The 24,838-nt window shown below is 35.0% G+C and carries 25 protein-coding genes and 1 pseudogene; 20 read left to right on the plus strand and 6 right to left on the minus strand.

Annotated features, from left to right (window positions below; all coding sequences use genetic code 11):
* The first annotated feature begins 115 nt into the window (after window positions 1-115).
* From ACQY63_RS09290 to ACQY63_RS09305, 4 genes are all read left to right on the plus strand, one after another.
* Complete coding sequence (locus ACQY63_RS09290) at window positions 116-1,015, plus strand: ribokinase (RefSeq protein ID WP_302690120.1); 900 nt, start codon at window positions 116-118, stop codon at window positions 1,013-1,015.
* Window positions 1,016-1,079: 64 nt separating this feature from the next.
* Window positions 1,080-1,817: a DeoR/GlpR family DNA-binding transcription regulator gene (locus tag ACQY63_RS09295; RefSeq protein WP_022165116.1), complete on the plus strand. Its 738-nt coding sequence runs from the start codon at window positions 1,080-1,082 to the stop codon at window positions 1,815-1,817.
* Window positions 1,818-1,909: 92 nt separating this feature from the next.
* The gene (gene rpiB, locus ACQY63_RS09300; RefSeq protein WP_022165115.1) at window positions 1,910-2,362 is read left to right on the plus strand and encodes a ribose 5-phosphate isomerase B; all 453 of its coding nucleotides are present in this window, start codon (window positions 1,910-1,912) and stop codon (window positions 2,360-2,362) included.
* Between the two features lie 124 nt (window positions 2,363-2,486).
* Window positions 2,487-2,729, plus strand: a complete 243-nt coding sequence (locus tag ACQY63_RS09305) for a hypothetical protein (RefSeq protein WP_022165114.1) — start codon at window positions 2,487-2,489, stop codon at window positions 2,727-2,729.
* Here the strand turns inward: ACQY63_RS09305 and ACQY63_RS09310 are convergent, their stop codons facing one another.
* On the minus strand, window positions 2,730-2,996 hold the full coding sequence (locus ACQY63_RS09310) for a hypothetical protein (RefSeq protein WP_022165113.1): 267 nt from the start codon (window positions 2,994-2,996) through the stop codon (window positions 2,730-2,732). It abuts the gene before it with no gap.
* A 121-nt stretch (window positions 2,997-3,117) separates the two neighbouring features.
* On the opposite strand from ACQY63_RS09310, the gene ACQY63_RS09315 reads away from it, so the two are divergent.
* The 4 genes from ACQY63_RS09315 (at window position 3,118) to ACQY63_RS09330 (ending at window position 8,001) form a co-directional block, all read left to right on the plus strand.
* The gene (locus tag ACQY63_RS09315; RefSeq protein WP_412335970.1) at window positions 3,118-5,169 is read left to right on the plus strand and encodes a DHH family phosphoesterase; all 2,052 of its coding nucleotides are present in this window, start codon (window positions 3,118-3,120) and stop codon (window positions 5,167-5,169) included.
* A complete protein-coding gene (gene rplI, locus ACQY63_RS09320; RefSeq protein ID WP_022165111.1) occupies window positions 5,169-5,615 on the plus strand; it encodes a 50S ribosomal protein L9 in 447 nt (148 codons plus the stop codon). Before ACQY63_RS09315 ends, rplI begins: the two co-directional genes overlap by 1 nt.
* Before the next feature lie 71 nt (window positions 5,616-5,686).
* Window positions 5,687-7,030, plus strand: a complete 1,344-nt coding sequence (gene dnaB / locus ACQY63_RS09325; protein ID WP_117999956.1) for a replicative DNA helicase — start codon at window positions 5,687-5,689, stop codon at window positions 7,028-7,030.
* A gap of 266 nt (window positions 7,031-7,296) precedes the next feature.
* Window positions 7,297-8,001 (plus strand): helix-turn-helix domain-containing protein, encoded by a 705-nt coding sequence (locus ACQY63_RS09330; RefSeq protein WP_428245094.1) that lies wholly within the window; start codon window positions 7,297-7,299, stop codon window positions 7,999-8,001.
* Between the two features lie 120 nt (window positions 8,002-8,121).
* Here ACQY63_RS09330 and ACQY63_RS09335 read toward each other — a convergent pair whose 3' ends face one another.
* Both ACQY63_RS09335 and ACQY63_RS09340 read right to left on the minus strand, forming a co-directional pair.
* Window positions 8,122-8,295 (minus strand): DUF362 domain-containing protein, encoded by a 174-nt coding sequence (locus ACQY63_RS09335; RefSeq protein ID WP_117999954.1) that lies wholly within the window; start codon window positions 8,293-8,295, stop codon window positions 8,122-8,124.
* Between the two features lie 249 nt (window positions 8,296-8,544).
* Window positions 8,545-9,285: a helix-turn-helix domain-containing protein gene (locus ACQY63_RS09340; RefSeq protein WP_302690116.1), complete on the minus strand. Its 741-nt coding sequence runs from the start codon at window positions 9,283-9,285 to the stop codon at window positions 8,545-8,547.
* Window positions 9,286-9,624: 339 nt separating this feature from the next.
* On the opposite strand from ACQY63_RS09340, the gene ACQY63_RS09345 reads away from it, so the two are divergent.
* Entirely contained in the window at window positions 9,625-10,431 is an 807-nt protein-coding gene (locus ACQY63_RS09345; protein ID WP_428245095.1) for a sporulation initiation factor Spo0A C-terminal domain-containing protein, read from the plus strand.
* 274 nt (window positions 10,432-10,705) lie between these two features.
* Here ACQY63_RS09345 and ACQY63_RS09350 read toward each other — a convergent pair whose 3' ends face one another.
* The 3 genes from ACQY63_RS09350 to ACQY63_RS09360 all read right to left on the minus strand — a co-directional run bounded on the left by ACQY63_RS09350 (window position 10,706) and on the right by ACQY63_RS09360 (window position 15,452).
* A complete protein-coding gene (locus tag ACQY63_RS09350; protein WP_022165106.1) occupies window positions 10,706-12,130 on the minus strand; it encodes a HAMP domain-containing sensor histidine kinase in 1,425 nt (474 codons plus the stop codon).
* Window positions 12,130-12,834: a response regulator transcription factor gene (locus tag ACQY63_RS09355; RefSeq protein WP_022165105.1), complete on the minus strand. Its 705-nt coding sequence runs from the start codon at window positions 12,832-12,834 to the stop codon at window positions 12,130-12,132. Before ACQY63_RS09355 ends, ACQY63_RS09350 begins: the two co-directional genes overlap by 1 nt.
* A gap of 248 nt (window positions 12,835-13,082) precedes the next feature.
* Window positions 13,083-15,452 (minus strand): endonuclease MutS2, encoded by a 2,370-nt coding sequence (locus tag ACQY63_RS09360; protein ID WP_412335975.1) that lies wholly within the window; start codon window positions 15,450-15,452, stop codon window positions 13,083-13,085.
* A gap of 146 nt (window positions 15,453-15,598) precedes the next feature.
* Here ACQY63_RS09360 and ACQY63_RS09365 point away from each other — a divergent pair, with 146 nt between their 5' ends.
* The 11 genes and pseudogenes from ACQY63_RS09365 (at window position 15,599) to ACQY63_RS09415 (ending at window position 24,742) form a co-directional block, all read left to right on the plus strand.
* Window positions 15,599-16,549, plus strand: coding sequence for a 3'-5' exoribonuclease YhaM family protein (locus ACQY63_RS09365; RefSeq protein ID WP_022164574.1), 951 nt, complete (start codon window positions 15,599-15,601; stop codon window positions 16,547-16,549).
* Window positions 16,550-16,571: 22 nt separating this feature from the next.
* Window positions 16,572-17,990, plus strand: coding sequence for a 23S rRNA (uracil(1939)-C(5))-methyltransferase RlmD (rlmD, locus tag ACQY63_RS09370; protein ID WP_412623119.1), 1,419 nt, complete (start codon window positions 16,572-16,574; stop codon window positions 17,988-17,990).
* Between the two features lie 130 nt (window positions 17,991-18,120).
* On the plus strand, window positions 18,121-18,615 hold the full coding sequence (locus ACQY63_RS09375; RefSeq protein WP_412623118.1) for an LEM-3-like GIY-YIG domain-containing protein: 495 nt from the start codon (window positions 18,121-18,123) through the stop codon (window positions 18,613-18,615).
* 316 nt (window positions 18,616-18,931) lie between these two features.
* On the plus strand, window positions 18,932-19,243 hold the full coding sequence (locus ACQY63_RS09380; RefSeq protein WP_317258984.1) for a TnpV protein: 312 nt from the start codon (window positions 18,932-18,934) through the stop codon (window positions 19,241-19,243).
* 214 nt (window positions 19,244-19,457) lie between these two features.
* Window positions 19,458-19,787, plus strand: coding sequence for a DUF6442 family protein (locus ACQY63_RS09385; protein WP_005363298.1), 330 nt, complete (start codon window positions 19,458-19,460; stop codon window positions 19,785-19,787).
* Window positions 19,784-19,990: a helix-turn-helix transcriptional regulator gene (locus ACQY63_RS09390; RefSeq protein ID WP_003865061.1), complete on the plus strand. Its 207-nt coding sequence runs from the start codon at window positions 19,784-19,786 to the stop codon at window positions 19,988-19,990. Before ACQY63_RS09385 ends, ACQY63_RS09390 begins: the two co-directional genes overlap by 4 nt.
* A 9-nt stretch (window positions 19,991-19,999) precedes the next feature.
* The gene (locus tag ACQY63_RS09395) at window positions 20,000-20,302 is read left to right on the plus strand and encodes a hypothetical protein (RefSeq protein ID WP_004853440.1); all 303 of its coding nucleotides are present in this window, start codon (window positions 20,000-20,002) and stop codon (window positions 20,300-20,302) included.
* A 19-nt stretch (window positions 20,303-20,321) separates the two neighbouring features.
* Entirely contained in the window at window positions 20,322-21,119 is a 798-nt protein-coding gene (locus tag ACQY63_RS09400) for a YhfC family intramembrane metalloprotease (protein WP_227909633.1), read from the plus strand.
* A gap of 196 nt (window positions 21,120-21,315) precedes the next feature.
* A complete protein-coding gene (locus ACQY63_RS09405) occupies window positions 21,316-21,927 on the plus strand; it encodes a plasmid recombination protein (RefSeq protein ID WP_428245096.1) in 612 nt (203 codons plus the stop codon).
* A gap of 541 nt (window positions 21,928-22,468) precedes the next feature.
* Window positions 22,469-24,169 (plus strand): annotated as a pseudogene (gene argS / locus ACQY63_RS09410) (arginine--tRNA ligase).
* Between the two features lie 225 nt (window positions 24,170-24,394).
* Window positions 24,395-24,742 (plus strand): helix-turn-helix domain-containing protein, encoded by a 348-nt coding sequence (locus tag ACQY63_RS09415; RefSeq protein WP_412335992.1) that lies wholly within the window; start codon window positions 24,395-24,397, stop codon window positions 24,740-24,742.
* The last annotated feature ends 96 nt before the right edge of the window (window positions 24,743-24,838 follow it).

Here is a 24,838-nt window from a genome sequence, read left to right on the forward strand (position 1 = left end):
AAATAGCACACAGTATTGCGGCACTAATATATTTTCAAAGCATTTGAATTATAAAAAGGCGCAAGGATTTAAACTTTGCGCCTTTCTTTTTTAACAGATGGCAGGAGGTAAGAAAGTGAAAAATAAAATCACTGTAATAGGCAGTTTAAATTATGATGTTATCTTAAAAGTAGATAGACTACCTTATAAAGGCGAAACAATGGCAGTAGATAATTCTACATTTAGTGCCGGTGGAAAAGGCGCAAATCAGGCAGTGCAGACAGCTAAATTAAAAACACCAACATATATGGTAGGTTGCGTTGGAACTGATGCATCAGCAGACTTTTTGGTTTGTACAGCAAAACAGTACGGAGTTGATACAAGATTCATTAGAAAAGTTGAAGGCAGTAGCGGAATGGGAATTATACACGCATTAGAAGACGGTAGCGTTTATGCCAGCATTGTAAGAGGTGCAAATTTCCAGATTAAAAAAGAAGATATAGACAAAGCCATGCCGGCATTAAAGGAGTCAAAGGTTTGTATTTTACAAAACGAAATTCCTGTGCCAATGATAGAATATGGAATTGACAAAGCAAAAGAAGCAGGTTGTATAGTTGTGTTAAATGCAGCGCCTGCGATTGAAATACCGGACGAATATCTTGCAAAAGTAGATATACTTGTAGTAAATGAGGTTGAGGCATCTTTTTACTGTAAGGAAACTGTTGATTCAGTAGATAAAGCAAAAGAAGAAATAAAGAAATTAGCCGAAAAATACAATAATAACGTGATTATTACATTAGGATCACTTGGGGCTGTAGTATATGAAAATGGTACAATCGAAGTTATTCCGGCAAAGAAGGTCGATGCAGTGGAAACAACCGGAGCCGGAGATTCATATATTGGGGCAGTAAGCCATTCTATTGTTGAAGGATTAACATTGACAGAGGCTTGCAGATTCGCAACAAAGTGCAGTGCAGTAACTGTATGCAGATGCGGAGCACAGCCATCCATGCCAACATTAGAAGAAGTTATGTAAACACCGATTATTATTGACATTTTTATTGGCTAAAGGATATTATAGAGAGTAGGAGGAAAAAGATATGATACCTTATGAGAGAAGATTGCAAATCGCACAATTACTGGAACAAAATGAGGTTGTATCTTTAGATGAGTTTTGTGAGGCCTTAGGTGGAGTGTCAGAGTCTACGGTTAGAAGAGATCTTAAGACCATGGAACGTGAAGGCGAGATTACTTTACTTAGAGGCGGTGGCGCTTGTTTAAAAAGAGACAGCTATGAAATCCCTGTCATGTCAAAGAAAATGAAAAATGTCAGTGAGAAAGATAGAATTGCTAAAGCAGCAGCCGAATTAGTTGAAGATGGAGATTCCATTTACATTGATTCAGGTAGTACAGCTTTAGATATGATGAAATATTTAAGAGACAAGAATATAACAGTAGTGACAACGAACGCATTAATATATTCTGAACTACAAAGTCCTAACATTAAATGTATTATTGCCGGCGGAGAGATTAATATAGCAACAGCATCAATTAGAGGAATTACAACAAACAATTTCTTAAAGAGTTACTATTTTGATAAGGCATTTGTTGGAATGTCTGGTTTTTCCCTTGAGGCAGGATATAATACACCAGATCTACTTGAAGCTGAGAAGAAGCGAATTGTATGCAAAAATGCTAAGAAAGCTTATATTTTAGCAGATAGTAGCAAATCAGGAAAAAGCACCTTATGTAAAGTTCTTGACTTGAATCAGGCAACAATCATCTGTAATAAAGTAACAGAGGTTGTAAAGGGTGCAGAAGAATATATTATTGTATAACAGGTTATTTACTGTATAACATATTAATTTTTAAAGGAGATATTTCTTAATATTTTCTCGACTAAAATATGAAAATTATGAGAGGTAGAAAAATGAAAATTGGAATTGGAAATGATCATGTTGCAGTAGAAATGAAGAATGAAATTAAGGCATACCTTGAAGAAAAAGGCCATGAAGTTGTTAATTTCGGTACAGATTCAACTGAAAGATGTAACTATCCTGAATATGGGGAAGCAGTTGCAAATGCTGTTGTTGCAGGTGAGGTTGACTGTGGCGTATTAATTTGTGGAACAGGAGTTGGAATTTCGCTTGCAGCAAACAAAGTAAATGGCATCAGAGCATGTGTATGTAGTGAACCTTATAGTGCAAAGTTATCAAAACAGCACAATAATACAAACATAATTGCTTTTGGCGCAAGAGTTGTTGGTATTGAACTTGCAAAAATGATAGTAGACCAGTGGCTTGAAGCTGAATATGAAGGTGGAAGACATCAGGTTAGAATTGACATGCTAAAAGAAATTGAAGAAAAACAGAAAAATAAATAAAATTAAAACTAAAGTTGTAATTAAGTTTTGAAATAAAGATTAGAATTATATTGAAACCAAAATAAAAAATTATAATTAAAGTTTTAAACTAAAATAAAAATCAAGATAGAAAGGAAATACAATTATGAAGATTAAGAATATCGATAATCCGGAAGAATTTTTAAAAGTAATAGACAGTTGTGAGGGAAAGGTTGAACTTATCACAGATGACGGGGACAGACTTAACCTTAAATCTAAGTTATGTCAGCTTGTTTCACTTTCAACAATTTTCTCTTCATCAGCACAGATTCCTGAAATGGAAATAGTAGCTCATGAATTAGAAGATTCAAAGAAAATTATGGATTTCCTAATGAGAGGACCAATGTAATTAGTCCTCTTCGATTACATAGAAATCCAGATAATCAAAATCAATAGATTCAACAAAACTGTCCGCATAAAATCTTGTGCGGGCAATTTTTTTGAACTCCTTAATATTAGATTCAAGCCATATAGGATTGCTTAAATCAAATTCGTCGCAAATCATCTCAAGAGCCTTGAAAATCTTATGGGTTCTTGTGTCATCTATATCTAATTCAATTGTAGTGCTTTGTAGCATTTTGTTGCTTTTAAAGGTTCTACCCCAAACTCTGAACATAAAAATCTCTCCTTCGCAAATAACTTCTTTGATTTTAAAGGAAAATATATTAACTGTAAAGATAAAATATGGTATAATTTAAGCGAAACTAGGTTTTTATACCTTTTTGAAAGGAAGTAAAATGGTGGACGAGAAGAAATTAAAAGCTAAAGGAAATTTACCCCAATATATTAGATGGCCATTATACTTGAATTTTATTTGGATTGTAATGGCGGCATTAGGGTTTACAATAAGTATAAAGGCAGGTGTGTTGATGACATTTGCAGCAGTTTTATATTTATGTATATCTGCTACAGTGTATTTATTGTTTAAGCCTAATATTATGAGAAATCTTGTTGATTTCGGAGCGGAGTACAGTCAGGTTCAAAGAAAAATGATACGTGACATGGAAGTACCATATTGTCTTTTAGATGAAAGCGGCAAGGTAATGTGGACTAACAACGAAATGGATAAAATATGCGAAAAAAATATCAGAAATAAGCTTATTACATCTGTTTTTGAAGGAATAACCGCAGAGGACTTTTCATTTGATGAAGAGGGCAGAAGTGAATTTGAAGTTAAACACGAGAATAAAGTGTATAAGATAATTCTCAAATTATTCTCAATGAATGAGGAAAACGTAGAAAGTGCTTTAGTGCCATTGATTGGTGGTGGTGGGGCGTTAATTTCCATGTATATGTTTGACGAGACATTGATTCACCAGTTAGCCAAAGAGAACAAAGAGGAAAAATTAGTAACAGGTCATATTTATATTGATAACTATGATGAAGTTCTTAATAGTATCGATCCAACAAGAAGAACATTGCTTGTAGCGTTAATAGATAGAAAAATAAATAAGTATTTCACACAGTATGACGGAATTGTACGAAAGCTTGAAAATGATAAATATTTCGTCATGTTTAAAACAAAATATGTTAGCAAGATGCAGACAAATAAGTTTGCAATATTAGATGAAGTAAAAACAGTAAATATTGGAAATGGACTTCCAATTACACTTAGTATTGGTATAGGTGTAGGTGGCAATGGTTTAGTGGCAAATTATGAGATCGCAAGAGCAGCCATTGACATGGCACTGGGACGTGGTGGTGACCAGGCAGTGCTAAAAGAAGGCAACAAAGTATATTATTATGGTGGAAAGTCCAAGTCAGTAGAGAAAAATACAAAAGTAAAATCAAGAGTAAAAGCTACAGCATTTAGAGATTTAATTGAAACAAAGGAAACAATATTTATAATGGGACACCATATTGGAGATAACGATTCATTTGGTGCTTCCATAGGATTTTATAGAATAGCTCAGACAATTGGTAAAAAAGCCCACATTGTAATAGAAGATATTTCAGGTAGCGTAATACCCATAGCTCAAATGTTCCATGAGTCAGATATTTATGCTGAAGACATGTTTATTTCAGGTAGCGAAGCAGTTTCCAAAATAGGAAAAAATGACGCCTTAATAGTTGTTGACTGTAACAGAGCTGCTTATACAGAATATCCTGAATTAGTCAGAAGAGCACAGTGTCTGGTTGTCTTCGATCATCATAGACAATCAGAAGATGTAATAGATAACGCACAGTTGTCATATATAGAACTTGCATCATCTTCTACATGTGAAATGGTTGTAGAGATTATGCAGTATATACCGGAAACAGTGAAGATTAATAAAATAGAAGCCGAAGCACTTTATGGTGGTATTATGGTGGATACAAATAATTTCACCAACAGAACAGGTGTAAGAACTTTCGAGGCGGCAGCATACCTTAAGAAAAACGGTGCGGACATAACAAGAGTCAGACGAATGTTTAGAGATGATATTAATGATTATAAGGCAAAAGCTGCAGCAGTACAGAATACAGAAATTTACAAGGACTGTTATGCAATTTCTGTATGTACGGCAAAGAATGTTTCATCACCAACAGTTGTAGGTGCTCAGGCAGCTAATGAATTGTTAAACATTAAGAATGTAAAAGCATCATTCGTATGTACACCATACAATGATTTAATATACATAAGTGCAAGATCGTTAGATAAAATTAATGTTCAGGTGCTTATGGAAGAGTTTGGAGGTGGCGGTCACATGAATCTGGCAGGAGCCCAGGTTAAAGACGCATCTTTAGGAGAAGTAACACAGATGATTAAAAACGCAATCAGTAGAAGAATTGAAGAAGGAGACATGTAATGAAAGTTATTTTATTAGAAGACGTAAAGTCACTTGGAAAAAAAGGCGAAATAGTAAATGTAAATGATGGATATGCAAGAAATTTCATATTAAAGAAGAATTTAGGTTTAGAAGCAACAGGAAAGAATTTAAATGACTTAAAGCTTCAACAGCAGAATGCAGCTAAAGTTGCCAAAGAAAAATTAGAAGCTGCTCAGGCTTTGGCAAAGGACTTAGAAGACAAATCAGTTACTGTTAAGATACAGGCTGGAGTTGAAGGCAAGGTATTTGGTTCAATTTCAAGTAAAGAAATAGCTTTAGAAGCAAAGAAACAGCTGGGAATGGATATTGACAAAAAGAAGATTGTTATTCCTGATGCAATTAAGTCACTTGGAACTTACAATGTAAACATTAAGTTACACAAGGATGTAGTTGGAAAGTTAGCAGTAAAAGTTGAAGCAAAATAATTAGTAATTAAGAGAATCGCAATATGTCTAAGGATGTATTGCGATAATTTTACTATGAATGGAGATGCACTATGGACGAAGCAGTAGTAAAAAGAATAATGCCTCATAGCAACGAGGCGGAGCAGGCTGTTATTGGCTCAATGATGATGGACCAGGAAGCAATAACAGTTGCAATGGAAAAATTATCAGATGCGGATTTTTATAATAAACAGTACGGTTCATTGTTTAAGGCAATGGTTGAATTGTATAACGAAGGACGTGAGGGTGACCTGGTTACAATCAAAACAAAACTGGAAGAAATGGACGTTCCTTCAGAAGTTATTAGTATTGATTTTATTAGAAATATTTTAGATATGGTTCCAACATCTGCAAACATAAAGCAGTATGCGGATATTGTATATGAAAAGTCAGTAATGAGAAATCTTATAAGGGCAAATGAGAGTATTGCCAATACATGTTATGCAGGCAACAAGCCTTTAGAGGCAATTCTTGAAGAAACAGAGAAAAGTATTTTTGACTTGATTCAAACAGGTAATACAGGAGATTATGTTCCTGTAAGACAGATTGTTTTAAATGTTTTTGACAAGATTGAACAGGCAGCTCAGACGAAAGGTTCTATTACAGGTTTGGAAACAGGATTTGCCAAGCTTGACAAGCAGTTGTCAGGTCTGCAGCCTTCCGATTTGATTCTTATAGCTGCCAGACCTTCTGTTGGTAAAACAGCCTTCGTACTTAACTTAACAGAAACAATTGCAGTAAAACATAATATACCGGTAGCAATATTCAGTTTGGAAATGTCAAGCGAACAGCTTATAAACCGTGTAATTTCACAGAACTCAATGGTTAGCTCACAGAAAATCCGTATTGGTGATTTAAGTGATAGCGAATGGGAAAATATAGTAGAATCAGCCAATGTCATTGGTAACTCAGGAATTATTATTGATGATACACCGGGTATCAGTATTGGTGAAATGAGATCAAAGTGTAGAAAGTTCAAACTGGAGAAAGATATTCAGTTGGTTATTGTAGACTACTTACAGTTGATGACAACTAACACGCCTCACGGAAGCCGTGAACAGGAAATTGCAGAAATATCAAGAACATTAAAGGGTATTGCCAGAGAGTTAAATGTTCCCGTAATTGCACTTTCACAGCTTAACCGCGCATCTGAAACAAGAGAAGACAGAAAGCCTATTATGGCGGATCTTCGTGAATCCGGTTCTATCGAGCAGGATGCCGACGTTGTAATGCTTATGTCAAGATATTACGACAAGGAGAAAAAAGAAGAAGACAGAAACAGAATTATTCTTAACGTAGCTAAACAGAGAAACGGCCCTGTAGGTGAAGTTGAATTGGTATGGTTACCACAGTTTACAAAATTCGAAGATGCAGAACAACCTGGTGATCAGATTTAAATGGTTGTATGCCTAAGAAGATATAAAGTATTTTTAATAGATAATGCTAATATGTAGAAAACCTTTGAAACAGATTTTAAATTTGTCTCAAAGGTTTTTTGTATGCTCAAGTATATAAATATATCTTCTTCGACACCTCCGCAAAAGGTTACATTTTTTGCAGTGCTATTTTTATTGATAGGGGAATATAATGGACTTATAATTGTGGTGTTAAGAAATTAGTATGAATTTCAAACCCTTTAAAGGGGCAGGTTTAGGAGGTTAAAATGGGGGAAAAGAGATACATGATTTCAGATGCATCAAGGATGCTTGGAGTAGAATCTCATGTTTTAAGATACTGGGAGGAAGAACTTAATATAGTCATACCAAGAAATGAAATGGGGCATCGATATTACACCGACAATCATATTAATTTGTTGAAGAATGTGCGTGACTTAAAAAATCAGGGCTATGGACTTAGAACAATTAAAATGATGCTGACGGACCCTGATACAAAAGAAGGAAAAAATAATAATTGCAGAAATAACATGGCTTTAACAGCTACAGCAGTTAGCGCACCGGTGCTTAAAGAGCAGATGAAGGTTGAGACAATTGAGAGCCGCGAAAGCAAGATGGAACAGTTTCAGGCAATAATGGATAAGGTTGTTTCTAAGGCGTTAAAGAAAAGTGCCGGAGAATTAGGCAAGGAAGTAAGTGGAAACGTAAGCGAAAAAGTTTTAAAAGAAATGAATTATCTAATGCGGACTCAGGACGAAAGAGAGGAAGAACGCTATAAAAAGTTAGATATGGCAATGCGTTCCAAACAAAAACTTTCAAGAAGAGAAAAAAGGCAACAACTTAAAGCTGAAAAACTTCTACTGAAGAAAACTAAAAAAGAAGAACAAAGACTTAAACAGGAAAAACAGAAAAAGCTGGCAGCAGAGAAGAAAAAGGGAGATTTGAAAATCGGAAAGAAAGCACCGGCTCAGTAGGTAGCTATTAAGTAATTCTATGGGACAGATGTAGAAGTTGGTTATTAGCAGAATTAAATAATGAATAATGTGCAATAGAAAAGGAGACAACCTTGGGGTGTCTCCTTTTACTATCTCTAATTAAGCATCTAATTCGATTGAACCTGTAGGACATGATCCTGTACAAGCTCCACATTCGATACATGCACTAGCATCGATAACGAATGCTCCGTCACCTTCGCTAATAGCGCCAACTGGGCAGGCACCTGCACATGCACCACAACCGATGCATCCATCATTAATCTTGTAAGCCATTATGAAAGCCTCCTTTAAATTTAAAAATTTATATTCATATAATAATACAATTGCTGACATATTGCAACAATATAATCATTAACAAATTTAGAAAAATATATAAAATTTATTCTAAAAAAATTAGAAATTATGTGTACAGAAATAAACATTAATTAGTGCAAAACATCGCAAAAAGTGATGAGAATATCAAATTCTACAAAAAGATTTATGGCAAAATTAATAATTCTCCCACAACTATATTTATAGAGTTTATGTTCTGATAACAGTGATTACTCTTCCGAAAAAATGGATGACGTCAATGTTATTTATGAAAAGTGTGTCACCACTATTAGTAACAGGAACCAGACGCATAGGTTGTCCGTTTTCATATCTTCTAATATAAACAGCTTTACCTTTTAAGAATATACCAACTTCTCCGGGGATAGGAAAACGGTCTCTTGCAATAAGCAGAATGTCACCATCAAGATATGTAGGGGAAAGATAGTTGCCTGATATTTTTATGCCACACATAATTATATTATCGCAAATGTCTGAGTATGCATAGGCGTTAATGGTTTCTGTGTAAATACTATCGTAAATCATGCCATCTTTGACTAATCCTGTAGGAACCAATACGGGGATTTCCATTACACCGTTAGTTTGATTGTTTTGCTGAATTGAATGTTCAAAACGGGCAATTTCCTGAAGAAGAGTAAATGCTCTTGGAGGTAATTCACCGGCAGGTATACTGCAACCAATATCGTAGCCAATAAGATAATCCATGCCACATCCTAGAGCCTGACTGATTTTGTATAAAGTGTAAATAGTTGGATTTTTTATTTTGCCGGAAAGAAGTTTCTTCACAGATTCATAGGGGAGCCCCGAAAAATCAGAAAGTTTCCTAATTGACCAGTTGTTAGTATTAAGTATTTTATTAATGTTTTTTATAATGTTTGATTTTAAAAGATTTTGTTCAGCGTATTTGTTATTAGCTTCAATATTCATTTTCATACCCCTCTCATAAAGGTATTGAATTGCACCAGGTAATAGATTAGAGCAAAGATTTGGTGTAAAACAATAACTTTCAATTTTTTCCTAATACAGCTATTATAAAAATGCAGATTTTAAATTGCAATATTTTGTTTAAATATCTGCAAAAATTAACTTGCAACATATTATTGTAAACTTAACGAAGGGGGGAGATTCAAAAAGTAAAGTACAAAAAGGAGATTGTAGGGCAATTGATAAATGCCTGCAAAATGAAAAACAGAAATATTTTTAACGAATATTGTTGAAAAAAATAAAACTAAGAATGCAAAAAGAAAAAGTTTTATAAATGAAGGGGGCAACATGGGGAAGTTAAAAGTATTGGTTGCAGAAAGTCAGACAGTTGTAAAACAACAGTTGACAAAAGAACTTGAAAAAGATTTAGAAATTGCAGTAGTGGGGGCTACTGACAACGGAAAAGATGCTTTTGAAATTTTTAAAAGAGAAGAACCCAATATCGTTATATTTGATTTGCTTTTACCTATATACGATGGGTACACATTGTTAGATAAGATTAATGAGTATGGTGTGTCGGATAAGACAAAACTTATAATGACAACTACAGTTACTAGTGATTTGCTAATTTGTGAGGCATTTCACAGAAATGTAGATTATGTTCTCACCAAACCTTATGATACAAAAATCGTTGTGAAGAAAGTAAAGAAGATATACACACGAATGAATGAAATAATTGAAGAGGGGACAGTTGCAACAACTGAAATTATGACTAAAGAAAACACCAAAGGGTTAAGTTATAGTGTTTTTGAGGACAATAAGAAAATTGATAAAGCTATTTCAGAAAAACTTAATGCAGTTGGTATACCAACCAGATTAAAAGGCTACAGATATATGATAACTGCTGTAAAAGAGGCTGTAAACAATGAGGAAGCTTTGGATGCAGTGACTAAGATTCTATATCCTGATGTAGCAAAAAAACACCATTCTACAGCACAAAGAGTTGAAAAAGCAATAAGGCATGCCATAGAGGTCGCCTGGAATGATCAGACCCATAAGGAAAATTATGGATACATAATTGATTCAGGAAAATACCGACCTACTAATTCGGAATTCATTGCAAAAATTACCCAGGACATAATACAAAATCAATAGAAATGTATTAAAAATTATGAGATTAAGTAAAAAGAAAACTAAAAATAAAATAATTAACAAATAAATAAAAAAATATAAAACAAAAATTAAATAAAACTATGGAAAAATGAAAAAAGATTCCTGTTAATTGACGTCTCATCTCAAAATCTAATTACAAGAGATTGGGATAACAGCCAAATGCAGGAATCTTGTTTCATTGAATATGATTATTTATTTGATATAACTATTTATTTCACATAACTGTTTATTTCATATAACTATTTCTTTCATGTAACTATTTCTTGGCGCGTTTTAGTGAAAATACAAATTCAGTTCCAACACCTTCGGTGCTTATAACGTCAATGTTTTCACCATGAGCCATCATAATTTCTTTAACAATGGCAAGACCAATACCGGAACCGGTTTTATCACGGCCTCTTGAAAGGTCTGTTTTATAAAATCTTTGCCAAATCTTATCAATGCTGTCACTAGGAATACCCATACCAAAATCTTTAACAGAACAGTAGACTTTTTCACCCTTGTTGTAAACCTTTAATATGATTTTTGAACCAATATTACTGAATTTAATGGCATTATCTAAAAGGTTGTAAAGAACCTGTTCAATTTTCCCTTTGTCAGCATAGACATTGTAATGTTTTGTAGGAAATTGAATTATAAGCTGTATATGCTTCTTTTCACAACTTCCCTGAAAAGTTTCAACAGTGGAAGTAATAACACTTTCCATACTGAACTCTTCGTATAAAAGTTCAGGCCCGGTGCTGTTCCAATTGTTTAAGCTACGCAGACCGGTCGTTAATTTCTCTAAACGGTTTGCTTCGGAAATAACAATTGATAAATATTTGTTATAATCCTCAGGTGGTATGGTTCCATCCATCATTGCTTCCAGATAACCTTTAATTGATGTTAAAGGTGAACGGAAATCGTGAGAAATATTTGAAATAAATTTCTTCTGATATTCCCTTGAATTGTTTAACTGCTTAGACATGTATTTAAGTGAACTTGCCACATCACCAATTTCATCATCGTTATTTACTTTTAAGCCCTCATATTCAAAATTACCTTTGGCATATTCCATTGCCGCCAGACGAATTTGTTTAAGAGGTAAATAAATAAACCACATGAAATTAAGAAAAACTATTAAAGACAAAGCCAGTATTATAATATACGTTACATAGAAAATGTAAGTAATATTGTAACTGCTGTCCTTAATATAAGATGTAGGCATGTGGGCTACCACGTACCCGTAAGTTATATCGTCTTTTGCAAGTGTGTGGACAACACTTAAAGTGTCAGTTTTTGAAATATTGTATAATTTTCCTATTCTATAGGAAACTTTGCTATAGTCAGTTGGATCAAAGTCGTTAAATACAATTGTATGTTCATCGTTGCTTAATTCCTGAGTTTTGTCAGTAGTATAAATCATTTTCTTATTATTATCTAAAACAAGAAGATTACAATTCAATACTCTGTTAAAATCACTAAAGTAGTTATCAGGACTTGAAATATCATCCAAAGATTCTATATCAAGAGATTTGATATTATCTGAAACAACAGACGCGTAGCTGTTAAGCTGTTTGGCATCGTCCTGAACCAAATGATTGTAAATAAGGTTTGTTGACCAATAAGTTATAAGTAAAAATCCAAGTACAGCAAAGGAAAAATATCCTATAAAAAATTTAGTTAAAATAGAATTTCTCATTATTTGTTATGTACCTCGAATCTGTATCCAACGCTCCAAACAGTTCCAATAGACCATTCATCTGTGTCAGAAATTTTTTCTCTTATACGTTTAATGTGGACGTCAACTGTACGTGTATCACCTGCATATTCGTAACCCCAAATATGGTCAAGCAACTGTTCACGAGTGAAAACCTGGTTAGGAGATGAAGCAAGGAAAAATAAAAGTTCAATTTCCCTTGGTGTCATTTCAACTTGTTTTCCTTTGTAAATAACTTCGTAGTTTGATAAGTTGATAATTAAATCCTTGTACTCAACATATTTGTCTGACTTAGGAGTTGGAGCTGCAGCAGGTGCTGTGTAACGTCTTAGAACTGCCTTAACTCTTGCAACTAATTCTTTTGAGTCGAAAGGTTTAATCATATAATCATCTGCACCTAATTCAAGTCCTAATACTTTGTCAAAAACTTCAGTTTTGGCAGAAAGCATAATAATAGGAACTTTTGACTCTTTTCGGATTTCCCTACATACTTCGTATCCGTCAATGCCCGGTAGCATAATGTCAAGAAGTACAAGGTCAGGATTATATTCCTTAAAAGCGTTAAGTGCTGACTGACCGTCTTCTTCTGTTCTTGTATCAAAACACTCTTTTGTTAAATAAAGAGAAATAAGATTTGCAATGTTTGCATCATCATCAACTATTAATATTTTCTGTTTGTTTGCCATTTGATTGTCCTCCCATTAATGGTTACTGAAAAATTAAAATCCTAGTATCTTTTATATTTTAAAGATAATGGAAATATAATGTTAATTAAAATTTTTCAGCCGATTTTTAATAATTATATCATAAAGTTCTTATGTTAAATAGCTTATAATAAAATGTAAAAATATCTTATTTGCAGTAAATAAAATCTGCAATAATACAAAAAATAAAATCTGCAATAATACAAAATTTTATTTTCTAATATTAAACATTACTTAAATTCTACTACTGTAGCACCTGCACCCCCTTCACCATGCTCGCCGTTTCTGTATGACTTAACATAAGAGCAGGTTTTCAAATAATTCTGAACTGCTTTTCTTAATGTGCCTGTGCCTTTACCATGAATTACATAAACCTGTGGTAAATGTGCAATGTAAGCATCATCAAGATATTTCTCAAGTTCACCTAAAGCTTCATCAACAGTTTTACCGATTAAGTTGATTTCCATCTTCACGTTAAGAGATTTGTTCATTTTAATCTTGCCGCTACTGTTTCTTGTAAGACCCGGTGCCTTAATATCAGGTTCATCAATAATTTCTAAGTCCCTAATATTAACCTTGCTGTTTAAAATACCCATTTTGACAGTTAAGTTACCGGCTGCGTTTGGAAGGGAGGCAACAGTACCATTTAAGTTCATGCTAAGCACCTTAACCCCTGTTCCAAGTTTAAAGTCAGAAGCTTTGTAAGATTTTGAAGGCTTAGAAGCCTTAATCGAACTGTGGCTTTGATTCTTTTTAATTTTTGAACCAACGGCAGTTCTTGATTTTTCAAGTTCTTTTGTATTGCCGGACTTACCGTATTTGTTAATATTTTTAATTGCTGTATCAGCAGTTTCCTTAGCTTCTTTAAGAATATCAAGGGCTTCTTCCCTTGCTTTAGATAAAATCTTATCTTTCTTTTCATTAATTTCTTTAGTTCTGTATTCGTAATCTTTTTTCAAAGACGCTATTTGAGACTTGTAAACAGAAATTGTTTCGTGGTCTTTTTCAATCTGTTTCTTCTGACGTTCAAGTTCAGCTAAAACATCTTCAAACTGCTCATCTTCAGCATCAATTCTTGATTTGGCATCATCAATAATAAATTTAGGTAATCCAAGTTTCTCTGAAATTGCAAAGGCATTACTTTTTCCCGGTATACCAATTAATAAGCGGTAAGTTGGTCTTAAAGTTTCAACATCAAATTCGCAACTGGCATTCTGGACACCATCGGTGGAGAGGGCGTAAAGTTTTAACTCACTATAGTGAGTTGTTGCCATGGTTCTTGTACCCATATTCTTTAAGAAGTTAAGAATTGAAATTCCAAGAGCTGCACCTTCTACCGGATCAGTTCCTGCACCTAATTCGTCAAAGAGAACAAGAGAGTCCTGATCAGCTTTGTCTAAAATATTTACAGTGTTTACCATATGGGCTGAGAAGGTACTTAAACTTTGCTCAATACTCTGCTCGTCACCAATGTCTGCAAAAATTTCTTTAAATACTGCAAGGCTACTGCCCTCAAATGCAGGAATGTGTAAACCTGATTGGCCCATTAATGATAATAGACCAACTGTTTTTAGGGAAACTGTTTTACCACCGGTGTTAGGACCTGTAACAATAAGCAGGTTAAAATCTTTTCCTAAATTAACGTCTATTGGCACTACTTTCTTTGGATCAAGTAATGGGTGACGTCCCTGTTTAATGTTTATAAAACGTTTGTCGTTAAACTCAGGCATGGTTGCTTTCATTTTCTTGGCAAGATTTGCTTTCGCAAAAATAAAGTCAAGTTTAGGCAGTAACTTCATGTCAGTTCTAAGCTGTTCCATGTATTCGCTACATGTAACACTTAAATTAGCAAGTATAATTTGAATTTCATCAGCTTCTTTAACTGATAGTTCACGCAACTTGTTATTAAGTTCCACAACTACAGTAGGCTCTACAAAAAGAGTTGAACCTGTTGAGGACTGGTCGTGAATAATTCCCGGCACATTGCCACGATATTCTTGTTTAACAGGAACGCAGTAACGACCGTCTCTCATGGTAATAAGAGAGTCCTGTAAGTATGTTTTGTTGTTAGTAGAATTAACAAGGTTACTAAGCTGACTGTGAATTCTATCGTTTGTCAGCTTCATCTGTCTTCGAATATTTTTTAAGTTATAAGAAGCATCATCTGCCATTTCTTCTTCAGAAATAATACACTTTTCAATTTCTTTATTTAAATTAGTAAGAGGCTCAATGGCTTCAAACATATCGTCTAGGCTGTCTTTGTTACCATCGTCATCTCGTCTTGAAAAAGTTTTAACCCTGTTGGCAACTTTTAATAGGGAACTGATTCTAAGAAGTTCTCCCATGCCAAGGGTGCTGCCAATTTCCAATCGTTTAAGGGATTCACCAATGTTGTGAAGTCCCGAAAAAGAAAGACTCCCTTTTTGCCAAACTCGTGTAAGTGCATCGCCTGTATTTTGCTGCATTATTTTTATCTCATGATAATCAGATGAAGGGGTGAGATTCTCACAAAGTCTGCGACCCATGTCAGAACCTGCTTCTTCTTTTAGCAAGTCAATAATTTTGTTAAACTCTAATGTTTTTAATACCTTTTTGTTCATTTTATAATCTCCATTTATTTGATGTAACTATACATATTCTGCCACCAAATACAGTGGTACTGTTCTTGTATTTGAATACATAATCAATTATAATAAAGTTTAGCTTAAATGTGTATAAAAGTAAATTCTTATATTAGGAGGAAATAATGAAATATATCGAAACATTACGTGAAGGTGAAAGAGTACAGGAAGTATACTTATGCAAACAAAAAAGTAGCGCAATGACAAAAACAGGAAAAGAGTATGAGAATGTTATTTTACAGGATAAAACAGGACAGTTAGATGCAAAAATCTGGGACCCGGGTTCAATGGGCATTGATGATTTTGACGCATTAGATTATGTAGAAGTTCATGGAGACGTTACAGTTTTTAACGGTCAGACACAGCTTAGTATTAAGCGCGCAAGAAAAGTAAGTGAAGAAAATGTTGATCCATCAAATTATTTACCTTGCACTGATAAAAACATCGACGAAATGATGACAGAATTGCTAAAATTCATCGCCAGTGTTAATAACCCTTATTATAAACAGATTTTAACAACATTATTCGTTGATGATGCAAATTTTGCAGAGGCATTTAAGAAACATTCAGCGGCTAAAAGTGTTCACCATGGATTTATCGGTGGTTTATTAGAGCATACACTTTCAGTAACAAAGTTATGCGATTTTTATACAAAACAATATCCTATTTTAAACAGGGATTTACTTATTACTTCGGCTATTTGTCATGATATTGGAAAAGTATATGAATTATCAGATTTTCCTTCTAATGAATACACAGATGCAGGTCAGTTGTTAGGTCATATTGTTATGGGTTCGGAAATGCTTTCAAAGATTATAGCAACAATACCTGATTTTCCAACAAAGCAGGCAAATGAATTGAAGCATTGTATTTTGGCGCATCATGGCGAGCTTGAATACGGTTCACCAAAGAAGCCGGCATTAATTGAAGCTGTTGCACTTAATTTTGCAGATAATACAGACGCAAAGATGGAAACAGTTATGGAAATCTTTAAGAGTAACGGAACAGCAACATCAGACCAGTGGTTAGGCTACAATAGATTTTTAGAGAGCAACATTAGAAGAACTACTGAATAAAAATGGAGAATGATTAAAATATATGTTTAATAAGAATGATATTATTGAAATAGAAATTATTGATCAGGGAACTACAGGAGAGGGCATAGGCAAAGTTGATGGCTATGCTCTTTTTGTAAAAGATGCAGTTATTGGCGATGTGGTAAAGGTGAAAATAATGAAGGCAAAAAAGAATTTTGCTTTTGCCAAATTACTTGAAGTTGTAAAGCCATCCCCTTATCGTGTAGAGCCTCTTTGCCCTGAGGCAAACCGCTGTGGAGGCTGTCAGTTGCAGGCAATGAATTACAAGCAGCAGTTGGAATTTAAAGAGAAAAAAGTCTATAACAATATTAAACGAATTGGTGGCATAGAAGACTTTGAAATGAAGCCTATTATCGGCATGGAAGAGTTGTCAGTAAAGGGACATGAAGACAACGGACCTTTTCATTATAGAAACAAGGCACAGTTTCCGGTAGGTCTGGACAGAGAGGGAAATATTGTCAGCGGTTTTTATGCAGGCAGAACTCATTCCATTATTAGCGTGGACAATTGCCTTCTTGGTATTGAAAAAGATGGTGACGTAAATGGCACCGTAATGCATATAGTAAAAACTTTTATGAATATTTATAACATTAAACCTTATGATGAAAAAGCACACAAAGGTTTGGTGAGACATGTTCTTATTAGAATTGGTGCTTTTACAAATGAGATAATGGTTTGTGTGGTTATTAATGGAAATAAATTGCCACATTCACAGGAATTGGTGGAACAGTTATTGCAAATTGATGACATGACAAGTATTTGTCTTAATGTAAATAAAGAAAAAAGCAATGTAATTTTAGGCAGAGAAATTATTAATTTGTACGGAAAAGATTATATTGAAGATTACATTGGGGATGTTAAGTTTAGAATTTCTCCATTGTCATTTTTCCAGGTAAATCCAATTCAGACAGAAAAGCTTTACAACAAGGCGCTGGAATATGCAAACCTTACAGGTAAAGAAACTGTGTGGGATTTGTATTGTGGTATTGGAAGTATTTCTCTTTTCCTTGCAAAAGCTGCAAAGAAGGTTATTGGCGTGGAGATTGTTCCTGAAGCAATTGACAATGCCAGAGAAAACGCTGCCATAAATGGCATGGAAAATACAGAGTTTCTGGTTGGGGCAGCAGAAGAAGTAGTTCCTAAATATTTTGAGGAACATAAAAATCAACCTGAATGTAAGCCGGATGTGATTGTGGTGGACCCGCCACGAAAAGGTTGCGACCAGGTGTTACTTGATACTATTGTAAAAATGAATCCGGAGAGAATTGTTTATGTAAGCTGTGACAGCGCTACATTGGCAAGGGATTTGAAATGGCTTGAAGAACATGGGTATAAGTTAAAGGAAGCAACACCATGCGACATGTTTGGTCAGACAGTGCATGTGGAGACAGTGGTTCTGTTGACTAAAGTACATAATTGATAGTATGAAAAAGGCTTGAAATAATGGGATTTCGATAGTTTTGGTTACTGGAAATAATACCGCAAAAAATGTCCTAAAAGCTTTTAAAAATCTAGGAAATTTTATGGTTGGATAGACAGGAATATTGAGATTGAGAGAAAAGAAAGCAGCAGTTGTAACAAAGGATGATGAACATGAAAAAGAGAGCCTGGGCAGTCCTGATAGCGAGAAGTTGAAACTGAAGACTATTGCGGATATTAAGAATGCCGGATTTGAGGTTGAGAAAATAATCATCAATTCAAACTTAACCGAAGAAGAGGCATTTGCTGCAGAGGCTTCACTGATTAATGCTTTCAACTATGTTGGTGACGCGGGACTTACAAACATTGTTGCCGGACACCATTCTGCAGAGGCTTTATCGGTTGATGAGTGTGAAAGAATAAACGGTGCCGCCCCACTTGAAGAAAAAGACATCAGGCATAAAATCCTTGTCATCAAAATAAATAGACTCTACCAAAGAGGTATGGATGAGAATGAATCGTTCTACATTGGAAAGTCGATAGTCGGATTGAAGTTGAATCAGTCGGCACAGAATCCGATTACATATCTGTATCTACTGGAGAAAGATAAAATTCATATTCAATGAAATTTACAAATCGAAGTTTGTGATGGTAGATAATATGGAATGACTTAATGTTTTTGGGCTGATTTTTATTGCAGTCATTATGATACCCAATGTTGTATTTGCGATTAAGTGCAAAGATGGATTTGATAATAAGTGGAACAATAAATATGTTGAGGTCACAGAACAAGTAGGGAGATTGGGTTGTTTCGGATTCATGATAATCAATATTCCGGGAACTTGTTTCGGGGGGTGGTCTGACGAAGCATTTGCACTATATCTGATTGTAGATACCATATTGGTAATCAGATTTCCTGTCCGGATGATTTTATGGATCTGTATGAAAAGCCTTATCAGAGATGCAGTATCGTTTTTTTCGTTTCTTGTGAAAAAATTTGTAGTTATTTGTAAGAATTTGTCGAAAAGTGTGCTATATTTTAATCTGCTGACAAGCGGAAAGTTATATGAACACCTTGCCGAAATTGATACTTCGGCTCGTGATATGGCGGAATATCTGATAAAGGAAATGGCAAAGAAGCAAGGTGTAACAGAAGAACTGAAAGCAACGGATATGATGAGATGGATAGGATTGATGAATAACATTCGAGCCTGTGCCGATGAGATTGTAATGAATGATATTGTGTATTCCTAACGGATACTAACCGAAGAAGAACTGCTGTCAAACCGATGGCAGTTTTTCTTTTTCGGCAAGTATTCAAGAAGTCATTAAGTTGCGAGTATAATCGAAGTGGTAGAAAAGTTATCTATTATATCGGTTGTAACTTTTTTATGAACTCTATTGACAAGAAAACTTGGTATGTGTATAATTAAAACATGCAAAGAAAACTTGGCATGGAGGTGTTTTTATGAAAAAGGACGAAATCTTAAATGCAAGCAGAAAAGAACATCGCAATAAGGACTTGGCTGAAATGGAAGTGGTATATCAAGCCGGAAGTCACGCAAGCAGAGTTGGTGCTTTAGTGTGTTGTTTGCTTTCGCTGTTATCTTCTGTGCTTGCTCATACTATGATTTACAGTCCGTGGGTTATATACTTCAGCATTATTGCAACACAATGGTTAGTTCGTTTTATCAAAATGAAGCGAAAGAGTGATTTGGTCTTGACCGTTCTGTTTTTTGTGCTTTCCATTTTTGCATTTGTTGGATTTGTTAGCCACCTTTTAGAGGTGAGAATATGAAAGAACAATTACAACTGAAAAATCACTTAAAGGAAGTTCGCACAGAAGCAAATCTTTCTCAAGCTCAGCTTGCAGAAATGGTAGGGGTATCAAGAAATACCATTAGTTCTATTGAAACAGGACAGTTTAATCCAACTGCAAAATTGGCTCTAATTCTTTGTATTGCATTGGACAAAAAATTTGAGGAACTATTCTATTTTTAGGAGGTCACTATGGAAAATATTATACTGTTGATTTTGGGAGTGTTCATATCTGTTGTGGGAATTGTAAATATCAAAGGCAATATCAGCACAATTCACTCTTATAACAGGCGAAAAGTAAAGGAAGAAGATATACCAAAGTATGGAAAAACAGTCGGCACAGGAACGCTGATTATAGGAATATCTCTTATATTAGGTTTTATTGTTTCGTTTTGGAGTGAAATAATTATAGATTATATCATTCTTCCAGCAGTTATTGTCGGATTAGGCTTTATATTGTATGGACAGTTCAAATACAATAAAGGAATTTTTTGAGAATCAGGGAGGTATAAAGATGGAATTGAACACAATATCAGGTCTGGCGATAGCGGGAGTTATCTGCTCCGTTGTCCTCTCGATGGGGGTACCGATTGCTTTGTTCATTGCAGGAAGGGTGAAGCTTAAGGCAAGGATTTCCTCGTTCTTTATCGGAGCAGGAACCTATCTGCTGTTTGCCATGCTGTTGGAGCAGCTGTTGCATGTTCTTGTCATTCGGTTCTGCGGACTGAACGCACAGAGCAGGCCATGGCTTTACTATGTGTACGCGGCTTTGGCTGCAGCTGTTTTTGAAGAGACCGGAAGACTGATTGCCATGAAGTTCTGGATGAAGAAATGGCTGGATTTTCCAAATGCACTGATGTATGGAATCGGGCATGGCGGTGTGGAGGCTATTCTGCTCGGAGGACTCTCCGGAATCAGCAATCTTGTGTCCATGCTGATGATCAACAGCGGAGCCATGCAGAATACGCTGGCGGCACTTCCTGCTGAGTCTGCAAATCAGACCGTGTCACAGCTGTCGGCCCTATGGACAACACCGGCACCACTCTTTTTTGTAAGCGGAATCGAAAGAATCAGTGCTATCATTCTGCATATCGGGTTGTCACTGCTGATCTACCGGGCGGTAAAGGCAGGCAAATACAGGACAGCGGCTTTTACAGCGGTTCTTGCATATGGGATTCATTTTATCGTGGACTTCTTTGCCGTGGCAGGTCCGGCGCTTCTTCCCATCTATGTGATTGAAATTGGTGTCTTTGTGATGGCAGCCGGAACTCTTGTTATGGCGCTGAAGATGGGAAGGATGGAAGAACTGTGAATTCCAGTTTTCTGCTATCATAAAACAGAATATATCTTACAGAACGCACCGTAGAAATACGGTGTTTTTTGTTATCCCAAACCCACAATTTCATACACAACCACAGGTTAGTACAAATACCTTGCGATTTTTTGAAAGGCTTAGAAAGGAAATTTCCCCTGATTTTCGCCCTGAGAAATGACACAAACAAGGCTTAATGTATCTTTCCTGTGGTTTTTATTTCCGGCAGGAAAGGAGGATTGCTTGCTCTGCCGAGAAAGGAGAACGAAATGGCGAAAAGCAACAAGGCGGATATGAGTTGTGCAAGGGTAAAAAGTACACCGTTTCTGATGTGAGCAAGGCGGAAAGGCACAACGAACGCAAGAATGAAACCTATGAAAATATAAATATGATTGAGGAACGCATACCCTATAATGTGCATTTCAAAAAGCCTTTTGCTCCGACCTATATGGAGCAATTAAAGCAGATGGAAGCTGACGGTATGGTGTCGCTTCGTGGGTTGAGAAAAGACGCAACGCTCTTTAACGAGATTGCGATTAAGTGCAAAGATGGATTTGATAATAAGTGGAACAATAAATATGTTGAGGTCACAGAACAAGTAGGGAGATTGGGTTGTTTCGGATTCATGATAATCAATATTTCGGGAACTTGGTTCGGGAGGTGGTCTGACGAAGCATTAGCACTTTCTATTATTCCTTCAATGTTGTTCTTATTTAGTGGGATTATGAGTAGGTCAGTGCTATTGATTATTGCATCAGTATTATTTGCACCAAGTCATATTGTGATTTCATATAAAAATGTAAAATAATATTTACAAATTCCAGTTTGTAGGGGTGACATGAAAAATGAAGTTTAAGGAACAGAGCTTTACCCTGTTTGCCTATACAAATTATAGGATAATTCAAGGTTCACACAGGCTCGAACCACTAGATTTTAAGGGAAAAGGTGCGTTCCACCATTCCCTTTTACAATAGGGGGTGGGTATGTTTTCTCTTGAACAATCGAGCCATGTGGAGACAGTGGCATGGCTTGGCCGAAATGTTTTGATAATTTAGTATGATGGCGAAAAATTTATTGACAGCGTTTAGAATTTGCTATATATTATACAAATATCTTGAGAGAGGATTTAAAAACAATGAAACATTTATTAATTAACAGTTTAAGACGCAGACAGAGAAGACATAAGTTCTTGTAGTTATTGTAAATCGCATAACTGCAAGAACTTATGTCTTGTTGTTATGCGGTGATGTTAATTAGTATCATATGCAGAACCGTATTTGATTTATCAGATGTGATAATCGGGTGCGGTTCTTTTTTTCATTTATAAAACAAGAAGGGAGAAAAGAAAAATGAAAGAAAAAATTAGTAAAGTTGTAGCAGGAGTGGTTAATACAGAGGATTGGAAGTCGATATTAGATTTAATAGAGACGCCACCTGATAACAAAATGGGTGATTACGCAATTCCGTGTTTTTCATTAGCCAAGTTAATGCACAAGAATCCATCATTAATAGCTAATGAAGTGAAAGAAAATTTGGAAGATGCTAAAGAAGAGTTGGGACTGTCTTCGGTAGAGGCGGTGAACGGATACTGTAATTTATTTGTAAACCGTGAAAAGTATGTGGAAATGATACTGAACACTTTGGAAAAAGATAATTTGGGAGTAGAAAAGGTTGGCTTAGATAAGACAATCTGTATTGATTATTCTTCTCCTAATATCGCTAAGAATTTCCACGTAGGACATTTACGCACAACAGTTATAGGGAACTCATTGTATAAAATTTATGATAAATTAGGGTATAAAGTGATAAGGATTAATCATTTAGGAGATTGGGGGACACAGTTTGGAAAACTTATTGTTGCCTATAAAAAATGGAGTAGTAAAGAAGTAGTTGAGAAAAGAGGAATTGATGAGTTACTTGATATTTATGTTAAATTTAACAGTGAAGCAGAGAAAAATCCGGAGCTAATGGATGAGGCACGAGAGTGGTTCGTAAAGATGGAGCAGGGGAATCAGGAAGCGTTGGCAATATGGGAATGGTTCAAAGAAATCAGTATGGTAGAGTTTGAAAGAGTATATAAAATGTTGGGGATTTCCTTTGATTCTTATCTTGGTGAAAGCTATTATCGCAATATGGTTCCTGAATTAGTTGACTATCTGAAAGAGAAAAAATTATTAATAGAGAGTCAGGGAGCTAATGTGATTGATTTATCAAAGTATAACATGCCTCCATGTATGATTACAAAAAAGGATGGTGGTTCAATTTACCATTCCCGTGATATATGTGCAGTTTTGTATCGTAAAGAAAAGTACGATTTTGATAAATGTTTATATGTGACAGGGCTTGAGCAGAGTCTTCATTTTAAACAGGTATTTAAAGCAATTGAGTTAATGGGATACAAGTGGTATACGAATTTAGTACACGTTCCATATGGTCTCGTAAGTTTGGAAGGAGCAAAGTTATCTACACGAAACGGAAATATAATATATGCAGAAGATATATTAGATGAAGCAGTTAAGCGTGCGGCGGAATCCATTGAAGAAAAAAATCCAAAGCTGGTTAACAAAGAAATGGTTGCTAAAAAGGTTGGAATCGGCGCTGTAATATTCCATGACTTGTTTAATCAGCGTATTAAGGATGTAGATTTTTCATGGGATGACGTATTAAGCTTTGAGGGAACTACAGGTCCTTATGTTCAATATACTTATGCACGTGCTAAGAGCATATTACGTAAGAGTAATGTAGAAATTGAAAATAAAAACATATGTTATGATGCACTTACTGATGATGTGACATTTGAACTGATTAAGATTCTATCTGGATATGAGGAAGCAGTTAAAAATGCAGCAAATCGTTACGAACCTTCAATTGTAGCATGATATATCATTTCAGTTGCTTCTTCATTTAATAAGTTTTACCAAGAATGTACCATACTTCGAGAAGAAAATGAGATGGTAAAAATGGCAAGGCTAAATCTTGTTAATTTAGTTCAGAAAATTGTTAACGAGGCTTGTGGTCTTCTTGGAATGGAATGTCCGGAAGAAATGTAGAAAAACTTGCAACACGATGCAGAATAGTTGTAGATTCTCACGCCAAATAATCATGTTGTCAATTTCGCATTTTATATCACTGGCAGTCGGGATTTGTTACTTTTAGAAAAATGTATAAAAGTATATATCTGTAGAGCTATTACAAAAAAGAAGTATATTGATATTGACTATTATGTTAACTAGTATTAACATGAACGTAAAAGCGTGCATAAAATGGAGGCGAATATGATAATAAGTGAAAGAATTTTTGAAATAATGAAGGAACAGAAAATGAGCCAAAGAGAACTCTCAAGGAGAACCGGAATAACAATCAGTACAATTAGCGATTGGAATACCAAGAAGTCGAATCCGGCTTCTGATAAGTTATTGGTTATTAGTGAGGCTTTGGGGGTTTCTGTGGAAGAATTGCTTATAGGTTCAGAGTCATTTAAAGAAAATTTATCAGAGGATATTGATTATAAGAATGTTGAGGATCATAAGATTTTGGAAGATTACCATAAGTTATCTAAAAGTCAGCAGATGCGTTTATTAAAATACATGAAGAGATTAGAGGAAATGAATGGAGAAAAATAAGAACATAAATGTAATTAAAGATTTAAATGGAAAAGATGATATTTTTCATGCTTTTTCTGATAGTAAGACATGATGTCAATGGTAAGAATATTTGTA

The organism is Eubacterium sp. Marseille-QA0814 (assembly GCF_965119675.1).
Lineage (GTDB): Bacteria > Bacillota > Clostridia > Lachnospirales > Lachnospiraceae > Eubacterium_G.

Coding starts and splice junctions, on each gene's coding strand:
- ACQY63_RS09360 (WP_412335975.1), bottom strand. CDS start 15,452: ATGAACAAAAAGGTATTAAAAACATTAGAGTTTAACAAAATTATTGAC.
- ACQY63_RS09390 (WP_003865061.1), top strand. CDS start 19,784: ATGAAAGAACAATTACAACTGAAAAATCACTTAAAGGAAGTTCGCACA.
- ACQY63_RS09365 (WP_022164574.1), top strand. CDS start 15,599: ATGAAATATATCGAAACATTACGTGAAGGTGAAAGAGTACAGGAAGTA.
- ACQY63_RS09380 (WP_317258984.1), top strand. CDS start 18,932: ATGAAAAGCCTTATCAGAGATGCAGTATCGTTTTTTTCGTTTCTTGTG.
- ACQY63_RS09400 (WP_227909633.1), top strand. CDS start 20,322: ATGGAATTGAACACAATATCAGGTCTGGCGATAGCGGGAGTTATCTGC.
- ACQY63_RS09395 (WP_004853440.1), top strand. CDS start 20,000: ATGGAAAATATTATACTGTTGATTTTGGGAGTGTTCATATCTGTTGTG.
- ACQY63_RS09355 (WP_022165105.1), bottom strand. CDS start 12,834: ATGGCAAACAAACAGAAAATATTAATAGTTGATGATGATGCAAACATT.
- rplI (WP_022165111.1), top strand. CDS start 5,169: ATGAAAGTTATTTTATTAGAAGACGTAAAGTCACTTGGAAAAAAAGGC.
- ACQY63_RS09350 (WP_022165106.1), bottom strand. CDS start 12,130: ATGAGAAATTCTATTTTAACTAAATTTTTTATAGGATATTTTTCCTTT.
- ACQY63_RS09345 (WP_428245095.1), top strand. CDS start 9,625: ATGGGGAAGTTAAAAGTATTGGTTGCAGAAAGTCAGACAGTTGTAAAA.
- ACQY63_RS09385 (WP_005363298.1), top strand. CDS start 19,458: ATGAAAAAGGACGAAATCTTAAATGCAAGCAGAAAAGAACATCGCAAT.
- ACQY63_RS09295 (WP_022165116.1), top strand. CDS start 1,080: ATGATACCTTATGAGAGAAGATTGCAAATCGCACAATTACTGGAACAA.
- ACQY63_RS09330 (WP_428245094.1), top strand. CDS start 7,297: ATGGGGGAAAAGAGATACATGATTTCAGATGCATCAAGGATGCTTGGA.
- ACQY63_RS09305 (WP_022165114.1), top strand. CDS start 2,487: ATGAAGATTAAGAATATCGATAATCCGGAAGAATTTTTAAAAGTAATA.
- rpiB (WP_022165115.1), top strand. CDS start 1,910: ATGAAAATTGGAATTGGAAATGATCATGTTGCAGTAGAAATGAAGAAT.
- ACQY63_RS09415 (WP_412335992.1), top strand. CDS start 24,395: ATGATAATAAGTGAAAGAATTTTTGAAATAATGAAGGAACAGAAAATG.
- dnaB (WP_117999956.1), top strand. CDS start 5,687: ATGGACGAAGCAGTAGTAAAAAGAATAATGCCTCATAGCAACGAGGCG.
- ACQY63_RS09340 (WP_302690116.1), bottom strand. CDS start 9,285: ATGAAAATGAATATTGAAGCTAATAACAAATACGCTGAACAAAATCTT.
- rlmD (WP_412623119.1), top strand. CDS start 16,572: ATGTTTAATAAGAATGATATTATTGAAATAGAAATTATTGATCAGGGA.
- ACQY63_RS09405 (WP_428245096.1), top strand. CDS start 21,316: ATGTATCTTTCCTGTGGTTTTTATTTCCGGCAGGAAAGGAGGATTGCT.
- ACQY63_RS09310 (WP_022165113.1), bottom strand. CDS start 2,996: ATGTTCAGAGTTTGGGGTAGAACCTTTAAAAGCAACAAAATGCTACAA.
- ACQY63_RS09315 (WP_412335970.1), top strand. CDS start 3,118: ATGGTGGACGAGAAGAAATTAAAAGCTAAAGGAAATTTACCCCAATAT.
- ACQY63_RS09335 (WP_117999954.1), bottom strand. CDS start 8,295: ATGGCTTACAAGATTAATGATGGATGCATCGGTTGTGGTGCATGTGCA.